The sequence below is a fragment of the uncultured Parvibaculum sp. genome, from assembly GCF_963975745.1.
Taxonomy (GTDB): domain Bacteria; phylum Pseudomonadota; class Alphaproteobacteria; order Parvibaculales; family Parvibaculaceae; genus Parvibaculum.
Genome location: NZ_CAXBIB010000001.1, coordinates 1 through 13,385, shown reverse-complemented (window position 1 = coordinate 13,385; position 13,385 = coordinate 1). Strand labels below are relative to the sequence as shown.

Sequence of the window (13,385 nt, the reverse complement as noted above, 5' to 3'; positions counted from 1 at the left end):
GGCGCCGAAACGAATGAGCCCTCCCCGGTCGCCCGGGGAGGGCTTCTTCCTGAACGCTCCCTGAAGTGCGTTCCACGGCTTATTGGGCTGCCGCGTTTATGGCTCCATCTGGTTCGTCTATTCGGCTGCTGTCGAGGCGCCGAGCGCGAAAATCGCCGCATCGCCTCCGGCGCCGTTGATCGCCTGAAGATACTTGATGCCTTCCTCGGCAATGTCGTCGCCGACCATGCGGTCGCCTTCGCCATAGAGTTCGGCCATGTCGACATAGGCCGCATACATCGGCGCCGTACGGCTGGTCACGATGCCGGCCTTGACCAAGGTCTTGATAAGGACGCGGAAGATGTTGGTCGCTTCCTGCAACTCGCCACGCATGTTCTTGTCAGTCAACGCCTCGGCCAGCGCGCCTTGCACCCAGCGCCAGTCCAGACCGACCTTCTCGTAGATCGCCTTTTTCTGCTCTGGTCCGGTCGAATTGCGCATCAACGTCATGAAGACCTCGAGCGCCCAGTCCTCGATCAGATCGCGCTCCGCCGGTGGCAGGTTCGGCACCGTGCGGTCGGCCCAGATCTTGCCGAACTTGTGATGGAAGGCCTCGTCGGTCATGGTCAGCTGCATCAGGCGCCGCAGCACCGGATCAGTGGTCTTGGCATAGAAAGTCGCAAAGGCGCCCATGGCCAAACCTTCGACGATCATCTGCATGCCGACCAGTTTCTTCCAGACCAGCGGTGTCGAAACGATCTCGCAGAGCAGCTTCTCGAGTACGACCCCGCAAGCTGTCGGCTTGCCCCAGCGCGCCTGAATATACCTGGCAAAGCCGGTAACGTGGCGCGCCTCTTCGCGCGTCTGGTTGGCCGCATATTCCTGCGCACCGGGATCCTTGAGGATGTGGCAGAGGCTCGCCGACAGCGCCAGCGCGCCCTGCTCGCCATGCAGAATCGACGACATGCTCCAGCGGACGTTCTCGTTGACGAGATAGATCTTCTGCTTTTCATCGAGTTTGTCGGATACAGCCGTCTTCAGTTCCATACTGAAATCGGCGGGCATCAGCGCGGCATTGTCGAGATCCCAGGGCTGGGAGAAATCGATGTATTTCGTATCGAGCGGATCCCAGAAATGATCGTGGGTCGCCGAAATGATCTTGTCGAAGGCCGTCGATCGCTTGCCGTAACGGTCGATATCCATCATGGCCGGGAAATCATCCGGCGAGACCGCCTCATAGGCCGCGTCCATCGTCATCTTCTGATTGGTGGACATGGGTTTCCTCCTCCCCTTGCCTCGTCAACAGCAGAGCCAGAGCTTACATATGCGGAGGATTACTCCGCAATCCTGAATCGTACGGATTTGTCAGTTTTGCGGTACAGGAAGAGTGTCTGAATCCCGGTTTTCTGCAGCACTTTCTTCGGGAGACACACCAGATTCCACGGCAGGCGCTCCCGTTGGCTCAGGCGCCGCCTCTGGCGCGGGCATTGCCGGCGGCGCGCCGCCGAACTCGAACATGCGCCGCAGAAAGCCGGGCGCCAGGGCGGAGAGCGGATTGACGGTCACGGACGGGTCATCGGAAGGTCCGCGGACCCGGTAAGTCAGCGCAAATATTCCTTCGCCTTCCCGGCCGACGATCAGCGGCCCGAAGACAGGCACCTGCCCGAGAAATGAATTGATCGTATAGGCAGGAACCATCGTTCCTTCCATATCGATACGATCCGTCACCCGGTCGACATGACCCTTCAATGTCAGCCCGATGGCCGGACCCGAAGTGCGGGCTTCCTCGATGTCGATGCGCCCTTCGGTAATGCCAAAGACCAATTCCAGACCGTTGAACAGAATTCCCTCGCCGTTCAGCGTGTCGCGTATCCCCGTCAGCGATCCCACCGTCAGAATGTTTGCCAGTACCGGAGCATCGACGATGCGGTAGGTACCGATGGTCACAGCGCCTCGCAGCGGCGATCCGGCAATCGTGTCGTCATAGGTGCCTGTCGCACTGAGCACCCCGCCCCTCATGCTGTCGGTGAAGTCGAGCGCGCGGAAGACGCTTCCGGCGTCGTTCGACGCCAGCGACAGCTGCCTCACACCGGAGTCATCGGGAGCTATCCTGACCGTCAGCGGCGTCTCCTGCAGATCGACTGCGGTCACGTTCAACGTCCAGATACGATCGTCCACCTGAACGACATGGGCGCTGACGGCGTTGAACATCGTATCGTTGTTGCCGACGACCCGCGCGATTTCGGCGCGTATCGCCGTTCGGCGCGCCGGGTCGGCCACAAGCTCGGGCGACAACAGCGGAGGGCCTGCCTCTTCCGTTGCCGCATCTGCCTCTTCTTCGCTATCACCCTTCGAGCCGACGATCATGTCAGCGAGAAGCCGGCGCGCGTCGAAGCGCGCACCGGTGACAGTCATCGTCACCGATGTGTCGTCCGTCGCGCCTGCCATGAACGAGAAATCATTGTCGGGCCCCAACTTGACCACCGGCAGGTTGGCCTCGGTCAACCGGCCGTTGGCTCCAAGCGAGAAGTCGCCACGCGCGTCGATACCATCTCCCGCGAGTTCGAAGCCAGACACACGAAATCCGCCGCCGCGCAGAAAGGCAAGCCGAAGTTCGGCCGCCGCGCCAATGCCTGGAGGCTTCGACCAGCCGGCATAGTCCAGTTTGACGATCGTGTCGGTCAGGTCGGCCTTCACCTCGGCTCGGTTCACCTCCCTGCCGTCGCCCGAAAATCTCGCATCGAATGTTGCCGGACCGTCGAGAAACGCGCCAAGCCCGATCCCGAGTGCTTTACGGCCCTCATTGTCGAGTACGCCGGTCAATCGATAGGTCGAACCGCCGCTCCCACGCTCGAAGGCCTCCTGCCATGTCAGATCCAGCTGCGGCGCGCCGTTGATGCCGACAGGTCCTCTTGCGACAAGTTTCGCACGCGACACGTCGATATCGAGTGCGCCGGATGTGATGGAAAGCCCGCGCTGGATATTCGGAATGGCGATATCGTCGGCATGGGCCATGCCGGAGAAATCAACCTCTTCCATGGTGACGTCTTTCACCAATGGCAAGGCAAGATTACCGGTAATACGGCCTGTGCCGGCGACGTCGCGCGGATCGATGCCGAACTTGCCGATCAGGCCCAGCGGTTCGTGGTCCAGCACGGCAAGAATGTCGGCTGTCGCGCCGGCGACCGTGAAGCGGATATGACCGGTCGCACCTTTCCGATGCAGATCGTCGACGTGGAAATGCCCATCGCTGACCGCAAGCGATCCACCACCATCGACATCGATGCGGGCAGACGAAACCCAGGCGTCAAAGCGGTCACCCAGAACCAGACCGCGGGCCTCGACCTCCTGCATCGGCGGCAACTTGCCGAGATACGTCATTGTCGTGCCGCCCACCGCAAACTCGAAGCGAAGGTTCTCGGAGGGTATCGGCACGCGATTTGCCGCATCATCGATCATTCCGGCCAGCATATCGATTTCGAATGTTCCGCTGACGACATCGCCACCCGAGAGATTCTTCCCGACCCATTCGCGTGCACCTTTTGCAAGAGGGAGTGGCCAGATGGCCTTGAATGCATCGAGCGGCATCGCGTCGATGCCGCCGGAGACGCGCACGGCCGGCGAGCGCTCTCCGTCCCGAACGGCACCGCTCAGCGAAATTCCGCCGCCCGCCGTTCCGACCGAGAGTTCCTCGATGATGGCTGTCAGGGCGTCGAAATCGAAACTGCCCTTCAACCGCGCCCTTTCGAGATCAACGGGCCCCACAAAAAATCCAGGTACTTCCGTATGAATACGATCGGCAATCAGGTCGACGGTCGCACCGGCTATGTTGAGGCCGTCGCCAATGCGGTAGTCGAGCCGTCCGGCCAGCGACGCAAAGTGCGGTCCGGCATGGAATGTCAGACCGATGAGATCGATCCGCCGCGCCATGCCGTCGAATTCGACTTCGGCTCGCGCCTTTTCGATCGGTATCGACGTATCCCATGGACTCGGCAGATCAATCTCGCCGCGCCCCGCGTCGAGTGTCAGCTGCGCACCCAGCATGTCACCATTGGCCTTGATACGAAGTGTGCCGCGCGCCTCGATGGGCGCATCCAAGATCGCATAATCGGCAAATGCCGATGACATGCGCGCAAAGGCAGCCGGAACGACATTGGTTGCGCGTGCTTCGATCTGGGCCGCATCGGCACCCGACGGCAGCAGCCCGTTCATCTCGATGGCTGCTGTGGTGTCGTCAATGCTGATGTCGGCGCGCAGGGTGGCAGCAAGACCTCCCTCGCCGCGGAACATGATCAGATTTGCGGAAGGCGCGTCGAACGACACGCCGTTGACCTCATCGACGAGCCGCAATGTTCCGTCGCGAATGCCGACATGGGTCAGATAGTCCAGCGGCGTGCCGGTTTCCTCGCCGGCGGACAGCGCCTCGATCAGCCGGCCGACAAAGGCGGCGGATTCGGGGTCGACCGACTGCGCCGGTGTGCCGACGCCCGCCATGGCCAGGGTAATGCCAGCATCGGGTCGGCGGAGGACGGTGGCGCTGACACCGAAGAAATCAACAGCCGTCGGCGCCAGTACGCCGCGAAACAGTGCCGGCAGGCTGATCTGGAAGGCCAGTTCGGGAACGAAGGCGATGGCGTTTTCGTCGGCGCCGGCCAATCTGACATCAACAAGGCGCAGGGACAGCCGACGGTCGTCGGCCGACCAGCGCAGGACTGTGTCACCGATGTCGAGCGCGCCGCCCTGAAGCGAGGGCGCGGCCGCGTTTTCGATCATGCCCCCGAGAAAGGTCACCGAAACCGGGCCGGAAGAAAGGCGCCATGCAAGGACGGCCAGCAGGACGGCCGTCGCCGCGACGGCAACGCCTACAACCTCCAATGCGATTTTACTGGTCCGGCGGATCAAGAAGCGACATCTCTCCCTGTACTGCCCGCCATGCAGACAGCAGAAATAAGGCAAAAGCGCGTCGGTCTTCTATCTAGCCGCAGTCCGACGCCAAGTCTGCAATTTTGGCGGCCTGCGGCGCGACCTTGCGCAAACAGGCTTAACACGGCTGGCCTCGCAGGCCGCGGCGCTCCATATTGTGCCCTGCCCGACCAAAGGCGGGCATAACATTCCCCTGCAAGAGACAATGAGGCTGATTTCCATGGCGAAGGCACCCGCGCGCAAAACGGCCAAGGCCGCTCCGAAACCCGCCGCAAAGGCAGCCACGAAAGCCCGCCCGAAGGCGGCGGCCACCGCCAATGACGCGCTTCCCGCCGAAGGCGCCAAGGCACCCGCCTTCAAGCTTCCGGCGGATGATGGCAGTTCAGTGACGCTGAAGAGCCTCGCCGGCAAGAAGGTGGTGCTTTATTTCTACCCCAAGGATGACACGCCGGGCTGTACGACCGAGGCCATCGCCTTCAGCGCACTGAAGAAGAAGTTCGACGCCGCCGGCGCCGTTGTGCTCGGCGTTTCGAAGGACACGATCGAGAAGCACTGCAAGTTCCGCGACAAGCACGGCCTGACGGTGCGGCTGCTGTCGGACGAGGATGGCAACATGCTGGAGGCCTATGGCGTCTGGGGCGAGAAGAGCCTCTATGGGCGGAAATTCATGGGCATTACGCGGACGACATTTCTGATCGACGGCAAGGGCGTGGTGCGCCGGGTCTGGCCGAAGGTCAAGGTCAGCGGTCACGCAGAAGACGTGCTGGCCGCGGTCAAGGAACTCTAGGCCGGTGACGTCGCTTGTCGAAGGCGCCCTGTCGGTGCTGACCTGCGCAGATGCCGATGAAAAGGCACGTCTGGCGGAGCGCGTCGCCCGGGCGTGGCGCGCGTCGGCGCTGACCCTGCTGCCCGCGGATGGCGCGGCGCCGGCCCTGCCCGACCGGCCATCGCGCCCTGCGACCCCGGCACTTCTTGCGCCGCGCGACATGCCGCGGCGGACCTTCCGGGGGACGCGCGGGCGCATCGCGCTGCTGCATTCGCTGGCACATATAGAACTCAATGCCATCGATCTCGCCTTCGATCTCATTGGACGGTTTGCCCCGCTCGACCTGCCGCGCGCCTTTTTCGACGACTGGGTCGCCGTCGGCAGCGATGAGGCTCGGCACTTCGCGATGCTGCAGACGCGGCTCGCGGCACTGGGCGCGCGCTATGGTGACCTGCCGGCGCATGACGGGCTGTGGCAAGCCGCGACCGAAACGCGGCACGACCTGATGGCGCGGCTCGCCGTGGTGCCGCTGGTGCTCGAGGCGCGCGGACTGGACGTGACGCCCGGCATGATCGAACGGCTGGACGCGGCCGGCGATACGGAGAGCGCAGCAGTGCTGCGGACGATCTATCGCGAGGAACAGGACCATGTGCGCGCTGGCGCGGTCTGGTTTTCCCATCTTTGCCGCGCCGAGGGCCGCGAGCCGTGCGCCACCTTTCAACGGCTGGTGCGGCTGCATTTCCGCGGTGTCCTTAAACCGCCCTTCAACAGGGCGGGACGGCTTGCCGCCGGGCTCGATCCCGCGTTCTATGAGCCGCTGGCAGAGCCTATGGTGAATCCAGATTAACCATTAACATCAATTGTTAAGGCGGGTATGTTGTAATCCTGTCCCAATTTGGGTGAGATGGGACTGCAATTCAGAGGGGGGTCGTGGGGCATTGAGGGGCATGCACCATAAGGCCGGATGGGCCGAACGCGTTCGAGATTTTCTGCGCCACAATTATGTGGAGCGGCAGATCTATATCCGTAGCCACGGCCATGTTCAGTTCATTTCGCTGTCGCCGCTGACGCAGGCGGCCTTTGCGACGATCGCGCTCGCCTTTTTCGGCTGGATCGCCTTCGCCTCGGTCAATGTGGTGTTCAAGGAGCAGATCATCGCTTCGAAGGACCGCCGCCTGGTCAAGATGCAGGGCGCCTATGAAGAACGCATGGCGCAGCTGCAATCGGCCTATGACGCGCTCAACGGCCAGCTGGTGATCACCGAGGAGCGGTTCCTGGCCACGACCATGCAGCTCGAAGACAAGCACCGCCAGCTCGCCGCGCTGATGAGCCAGCGCCAGACCGCCAGTTCCCTGCTCGAGACGATGCGCCAGCGCCATGCGGCCACGACCGGCAGCACGGCCGGGGCCGAACGCGGCAACAAGGTGCTGATGCGGGTCGAGCGGCATTCGAGTGCGCCGGATCTCGCCGACACCACCACCGGGCCGCGCCGGATGGCCGATACCGGCCGTTTCATCATCGATGCCGACGAGAATGTCGGCGGCACGGTCGATCTTGCCGGGCTCAGCGAGCTGACCGGGCTGGCCGGCGACACCCGGAACGGCACCGTGGCGCAGATCGACACCCGGCTGGCCCAGATCGACCGGGCGCAGCAGACGCTGATCAACAATATCGAGGAAGTGACCGACCGGCGCGTCCGGGAGCTGAAATCGATCATCGGCATGACCAAGGTGATCGACCCCGAGGTGCTGATCGAGCGCCGCCGCAAGGCCGACAGCAGCGCCCAGGGCGGTCCCTTCATCGACCTGGCCGACCATGAGGCGCTGGCCGGCGGGACCAGCGACAACGGCTTCGGCAAGCAGCTTTACAGGGTCAGCCAGAATCTCAAGACATTGGCCGATCTTGAGGAATCCATTGCGAAAATGCCGCTTGCGGAACCGCTGGTCAATTACCGGCGGACCAGCAGCTACGGGTCGCGCCGCGACCCCTTCAACGGCCGCATGGCCTTCCATTCGGGCGAGGATCTGGCGGCGCCGTATGGCGAGATCGTCTATGCGCCCGGCGCCGGCACGGTGACCTTTGCCGGCTGGCGCGGCGGCTATGGCCGCCTCATCGAAATCGACCACGGCAACGGCTTCCGGACCCGCTACGGGCATCTTGGCCGCATGAACGTCAAAACTGGCCAGAAAGTTGCATTCCGGGAGATCATCGGCAAAGTAGGGTCTTCTGGCCGCAGCAGCGGGCCCCATCTTCACTATGAGGTCTGGTTCGACGGTATCGTTCGCAACCCCTCCAAGTTCATTGAGGCAGGGCATTATGTTTTCGCGAAGCAAGGATAGAGACACCGACAAGGCAGCAGCCCCCGCAATGGCGGCTCCCGCCCCCATTCCGGGCAAGCGCCCCGGCACGCGTAGCGTGCCGTCGATCATCTCCGGCGATCTGGTGGTCCATGGCAATCTGACCGCGACCGGCGATATCCAGGTCGACGGCACCGTCGAAGGCGACATTCGCAGCCAGTCGCTGACCATCGGCGAAAAGGCCTCGATCACCGGCGAGATCGTCGCCGAGGATATCGTGATCCGCGGCCGCGTCATGGGCACGATCCGGGGCCGCCGGGTGCAGCTTTCCTCGACCTGCCATGTCGAGGGCGACATCCTGCATGAAGCGCTGGCGGTCGAGACCGGCGCCTTTTTCGAAGGCAATTGCCGCCATTCGGACGATCCGATCGGCCAGGCCTCGTCGGGCGCCAGCCTGCGCCAGCCGCCGAAACCGGCCAATAGCGGCGGTCCGGCCGACGCGCCGCGCCCGGCGCCGCGCGCCGCCCCCGGCGACAGCCCGGTGGTGGTCAATGATGGCGGCGTCGTCGTCAAGCGGCCGGCCGCGCAGTAGCACAGCAACACCGTTCTTCGGGGGGAGAACGGCAAAACCGGGGCCGGCGCCCAGCGCGCCGCCCCGGTTTTTCATTGCCTGACGGCACGGACTGTCATCGTACTGTCGCAAAACCCCGGGGCAGCGCCGGAAAGCGCAACGGTTTCAGCAACTTGCGTCGGATTTCCACGCCGTTCACGCAGAGCGGCACAGCCGTGCACCCCCCTCTGTCACGGAACTGTCAAAAAACTGTCACAAACGGCCTTCGGACCGCCGGCGCGAGCGCCGGCAGACCGGGCGTGTGACGGCGCCGGTGCCGGCGCGGTCTCTCCCGGATGTCCCTTTGCGCGCGGCGACTGTTCCGGATGTGCACAGGGGCGTGCGCCGGAATGTGCCGGAACGGTACATTTCCGGGGGACGGGAACGGTGCGCAACGGCCGCAGGGGGACAGGTGCCCCCATCTCATTTTACAGCCTCAGACGATCCGCCTAGCCTGGCCTCTCGATGCGCGGGGGACGGATGGCGGCGAACGACCGGACGGGCGAGGACTGGAACGAGCAGGAGATCGACCTGATCGTCGCCGACTATTTCGACATGCGCGACAGGGAGCTTCGCGGCGAGCCTTACGTCAAGGCGCAGCGCAATGCCGAATTGCAGAAGCTGACCGGGCGCTCGAAAGGCTCGATCGAATTCAAGCATCAGAATATCAGCGCCGTGCTGATGTCGCTCGGCGAGCCCTGGATCGCCGGCTACAAGCCGATGGTCAATTTCCAGAAGGCGCTGCTCGACGGCGTCGAACGGTTTCTCGACCGGCGTGCGGATTTCGTGCTGCCGCTGCCCACGAAGGAAACGGCGCTGGCCGAACAAGGCGCGCTGTTCATCGGCGAGGCGCCGGCCAAGATCGAGCGGCCCGAAGATGCCCACCCTGCCCTCGCCCGGCTCGTGCGCAAATTCGATCCGGCGGCGCGCGACGAGCGCAACCGCGCGCTTGGGCGGCTTGGCGAGGAGCGGGTTTTGAAATCCGAGGAGGCGCGGCTGCGCGCGGCGGGCCGCGACGATCTCGCGCGCAAGGTCAAATGGGTGGCGCAGGAGGAAGGCGACGGCGCCGGCTACGACATTCTTTCGTTCACCGCGCGCGGCGCGGAGCGCTATCTCGAAGTCAAGACGACGACCGGCGGCGAACAGACGCCGTTCTTCCTGTCGCGCAATGAAAAGAATTTCGCCGAGGAGCGGCCGGAGGGGTTCCGGATTTTCCGGCTCTATGATTTCGCGCGCGCACCGCGGGCGTTCGAGATCGCGCCGCCGCTGGAGAATGCGCTGATCCTCGAAGCGGCAAACTACAAGGCGTCGTTTCGGTGAGGGGTGGGGTTTTGGATTGCGTCAATATTACCCCACGAAAGCTCGACTCACGATTTTGGGTTTGGGACGATTTGGCGCACCTCAGCGCATCGTCGGATTCGTCGATCGCCGCCGCAAAAACCGAGGAGAATGGCGGCGGTATGAGCTATTGCGACCGAATTCTGGGACCCACACTGCTTGTGGAACTCATAATTTTGTGGACACTTAAACACGGCGTTAGGGTCGATTCTGCCTAAATGAGTGTTTATAACAGTGCGCAGACGCTGGGTTGGCTTGCGCACGCATCTAGGATGCAGATATCTGATGACCGACGAAGCATGGCTTGATCCAAAGCTCAAGCCTTCTGACGACGAAGTCGCTATTGACTACATAAAATCCCATAATTTTGGTGTAATATGGGCCGACGGCGCATTGGGAAGTCTCACGCCAAACGGGATGGTTCACTTTGTGCTCTACGCTGAAAGAGCGGCTATTCCTCGGCGCCAGGTTTTTCGAATTGAGAAAATCAGCGACCACACGGGCACTTTGGGCGACGAGATAGTTGAGAAGCAGATTTCACGTGGTTCAATCGTGCGGGAGATGGCATGTGATGTTTTTCTGTCTGTTCAGTCTGCGGAGAACTTAGCGCGTTGGCTACTCGATCGAGTCGAAGAGGCCAAGGGGGGAAGCAAATAACAGATGCGAAGCCTTGCTTTAAATACAACGATTGGGGCAAATGGTCGGTATACCGGGCGAGCACAACTGTCATCGTCGTCGCGTTCAAGTGGTCGCTATGTTCCTTCTCCAAACGATTTCATTGCATCGTTCTATGCAATTTTAAGGCGCTGGAAAAGCGAGACGGCTTTTTTGTCTGATCCGGAGGAGATTACGGATCACCCGAGCTTTAGAGCGATAGTGGAAAATGCGAATTTAGTCGCGCCGCTCATTTTGTCAGAACTGAAAACCGGGCCGTCATTGTTGGTTTGGGCGCTTGATGATGCACTCAACGAAAATAGGTTGGAAGTCGGCAAAGAGCGTCCTTACACACAATCAGCGGTTGGCGACATCCAAGCGATGACCGATGCTTGGATCGCTTGGGGCGAGCGAAATGGCTACTCAATTTAGCCAAGCCTTTCCACTTCTGACAGACGTGGCTAAGAAAATCACAAGTCCGCAAGATGATCGCTACAACTGCATAGCTTGGGCCTTCGAAGACAATAGGCGGTTTTGGTGGCCTACTTCCCGCGCATTCTGGCCAATGGATGCCCGTGGCAAAACCACAATGGAAGCCTTTGAAGATTGGTTTGAGGCTGACGGTTGGGAAGAAACAACCTCTGCATCAGTAGAACGCGGATACAAGAAGGTGGCGCTTTACGCACTGGCCGGTCAACCTACTCATGCTGCACGACTGCTCAGTAGCGGAAGGTGGACCAGCAAGCTTGGTCGGAACATTGATCTTTCGCACGATTTGCCGGAATTGAACGGGCCTGAGTACGGTCAAGTTATAAAGATTTTCAGAAAACTAATCTGAGCGCGGAGGCGCTTCGCCGACCTACGAGAAGATTCAACAAATTCGTGGGTGCGCTGCTTTGGCTTTCGCCGGGTTGACATCTGTGGTGGGGCGCGCGCGGCGTTTCGTCCGCAGGAAGATTCCTTGCGAGGCGGGACGGTGCGGCTTGTGCCGCGCCTTCCGGGTTGCCGGGTCACGGCGCTTTGCGCCGGCCCGGCAATGACGATGCGGAGGGAGCGGGCTCGGGCGTCATTGACTGCTGCGGCAGGAGGCACCGCGCGTGGGCCCCGGGGACAAACCCCGGGGTGACACCGAGAATTTGTGAAACGGTGAGGATCAGATTGAGCGTCGTGCCCCCGCCCCGTAATTTGCTCGCTACCGCTCGCAAATTCCGACCCGCCCCCAGGGTGTTTGTACCGGGGAGATAGCTAACAGGCGTTCGGGGACGAAAAGGTCCACTGGACCTTTTCTTCTGTCCTCTCACCCCTCTCCCCGCAGGGGAGAGGGATCGAAGGGGCATCGCTCGCCTCAGAACCAGGTGCGCAGGCCGATGCGGAGCGTCGTGTCGTCGACGCTGTCGCCGGCGGCACGCGCGAGCGAGGCGGTTTCGCCGAGCTTGCGTTCCCAGACCAGATCCAGATAGGGCGCGAATTTGCGCGTGATCTCGTAGCGCAGTTGCAGGCCGGCCTCGATGCTGCTGAAGCCGGCGCCGATACCGCGTTTCGGCATGTCCTGCGCGTAGAGGTTCAGTTCGAGATGCGGTTCGGCGATCAGTTTCTGCGTGACCGGAATGTCGAGGCTCTGTTCGAAGCGGGCCGCGACATCGCCTTCTGTCGAAAGCCATGCGGTCGCTTCGGTCTCGAAGAAATAGGGCGCGAGGCCGACCACGCCGGCGGCGAGCCATGTTTCGTCGTCCGGCTCGACATCCTGACGGACGCCGACCAGCAGGTCCCAGAAGGGATGGACGTTGCGGCCGTAGAAGAGCTGCAGTTCGGCCTTCTCGACCTCGCCATCGGCGATCTCGCCGGCGGCGCGGATCCAGAGACGGTCGACATCGCCGCCGATCCAGCCGTCGAGATGGCCGTTCCAGAGGCCGCCATGCCGGTCGGCATAATCGACCTCGAGCTGAATGCGATTGAAGAGCATCGCTTCATGCGCGTCATGCACAACTGCCGGTTCTTCGGCGCGGGCGAAAGCCGGGACGGCGATGGCAAGGATCAGTGCGAGCGTGGGGACAAGAATGTTCTTCATCACATGCTCCCATGGCCGGCATGGGCCGCGTGCGCCGCGCCGTCTTTCGTGACGCCGATCGGCAGGATGGCGCCGTCGGGCGTGATGGCGCTCGCGGCGGTTTCGGGCGGTTCGACGATGAAGGCCGTCATCATGCCCGAGACCATGTGATAGAGCAGATGGCAATGCAGCGGCCAGGCGCCGACCTCGCGCGCGGTCAGGACGACCGAGACCGACTGCCCGGGCGGCACGATGACGGTGTCCTTCAGCGGGCGGCGATCCGGGCTGCCGTTTTCCAGTTCGAAGAACATGCCGTGCAGATGCATCGGATGCGCCATCATCGTCTCGTTGACGAAGGTCAGGCGGACGCGCTCGCCATAGCGCACGCGCAGCGGCGGGGCTTCGCCGAAACGCGCCTCGTCGAGCGTCCAGACATAGCGTTCCATGTTGCCGGTCAGGCGCATCTCGATGCTGCGGGTGGGCGCCGCATTGTCGGGATTGGGGCGCAGGCCGCGCAGGTCGGCATAGGCCAGCAGTTTCGCGTCCGGCGGAAAGCCGGAAGTCCAGCCGACCGGGCGCGCGGCGACGGATGAGGCGGATGCATGATCCGCATGGTCGGCATGGTTCATCGTGCCGCGGTCCATGGTGTCGTGATCCATGGTGCCGTGGTCCATCGTTCCGTGGTCCATCGTGCCGTGGTTCATCGTGCCGTGGTTCATCGTGCCGTGATCCATTGTGCCGTGGTCCATGGTGCCGTGATCCATCGTGCCG

12 protein-coding genes are annotated in these 13,385 nt (G+C 62.5%); 8 read left to right on the top strand and 4 right to left on the bottom strand.

Annotation, left to right across the window (positions count from 1 at the left end; all coding sequences use genetic code 11):
- Positions 1-117: 117 nt before the first annotated feature.
- Positions 118-1,254 carry a ferritin-like domain-containing protein gene (locus tag AAC071_RS00060; RefSeq protein ID WP_339828490.1) on the bottom strand — a complete coding sequence of 379 codons (1,137 nt, stop codon included), beginning with the start codon at positions 1,252-1,254 and terminating at the stop codon, positions 118-120.
- A 90-nt stretch (positions 1,255-1,344) separates the two neighbouring features.
- The gene (locus tag AAC071_RS00055) at positions 1,345-4,881 is read right to left on the bottom strand and encodes an AsmA-like C-terminal domain-containing protein (protein ID WP_339828487.1); all 3,537 of its coding nucleotides are present in this window, start codon (positions 4,879-4,881) and stop codon (positions 1,345-1,347) included.
- 241 nt (positions 4,882-5,122) lie between these two features.
- On the opposite strand from AAC071_RS00055, the gene bcp reads away from it, so the two are divergent.
- From bcp to AAC071_RS00015, 8 genes are all read left to right on the top strand, one after another.
- Complete coding sequence (gene bcp, locus AAC071_RS00050) at positions 5,123-5,689, top strand: thioredoxin-dependent thiol peroxidase (protein WP_339828484.1); 567 nt, start codon at positions 5,123-5,125, stop codon at positions 5,687-5,689.
- Between the two features lie 4 nt (positions 5,690-5,693).
- Complete coding sequence (locus AAC071_RS00045; protein WP_339828481.1) at positions 5,694-6,515, top strand: ferritin-like domain-containing protein; 822 nt, start codon at positions 5,694-5,696, stop codon at positions 6,513-6,515.
- 100 nt (positions 6,516-6,615) lie between these two features.
- Positions 6,616-8,007: a peptidoglycan DD-metalloendopeptidase family protein gene (locus AAC071_RS00040; protein WP_339828478.1), complete on the top strand. Its 1,392-nt coding sequence runs from the start codon at positions 6,616-6,618 to the stop codon at positions 8,005-8,007.
- A 28-nt stretch (positions 8,008-8,035) separates the two neighbouring features.
- Positions 8,036-8,557, top strand: a complete 522-nt coding sequence (locus AAC071_RS00035) for a polymer-forming cytoskeletal protein (protein ID WP_339828475.1) — start codon at positions 8,036-8,038, stop codon at positions 8,555-8,557.
- 498 nt (positions 8,558-9,055) lie between these two features.
- Complete coding sequence (locus AAC071_RS00030) at positions 9,056-9,895, top strand: DUF3883 domain-containing protein (RefSeq protein ID WP_339828472.1); 840 nt, start codon at positions 9,056-9,058, stop codon at positions 9,893-9,895.
- 303 nt (positions 9,896-10,198) lie between these two features.
- Positions 10,199-10,570, top strand: a complete 372-nt coding sequence (locus AAC071_RS00025; RefSeq protein WP_339828469.1) for a hypothetical protein — start codon at positions 10,199-10,201, stop codon at positions 10,568-10,570.
- A 3-nt stretch (positions 10,571-10,573) separates the two neighbouring features.
- Positions 10,574-10,999: a hypothetical protein gene (locus AAC071_RS00020; protein WP_339828465.1), complete on the top strand. Its 426-nt coding sequence runs from the start codon at positions 10,574-10,576 to the stop codon at positions 10,997-10,999.
- On the top strand, positions 10,983-11,405 hold the full coding sequence (locus tag AAC071_RS00015) for a hypothetical protein (protein WP_339828463.1): 423 nt from the start codon (positions 10,983-10,985) through the stop codon (positions 11,403-11,405). Before AAC071_RS00020 ends, AAC071_RS00015 begins: the two co-directional genes overlap by 17 nt.
- A gap of 507 nt (positions 11,406-11,912) precedes the next feature.
- Here the strand turns inward: AAC071_RS00015 and AAC071_RS00010 are convergent.
- A complete protein-coding gene (locus tag AAC071_RS00010) occupies positions 11,913-12,635 on the bottom strand; it encodes a copper resistance protein B (protein WP_339828460.1) in 723 nt (240 codons plus the stop codon).
- Positions 12,635-13,385 (bottom strand): multicopper oxidase domain-containing protein (locus AAC071_RS00005; protein WP_339828457.1); only part of this gene is annotated, 751 nt, incomplete at its 5' end. The genes AAC071_RS00005 and AAC071_RS00010, both read right to left, overlap by 1 nt.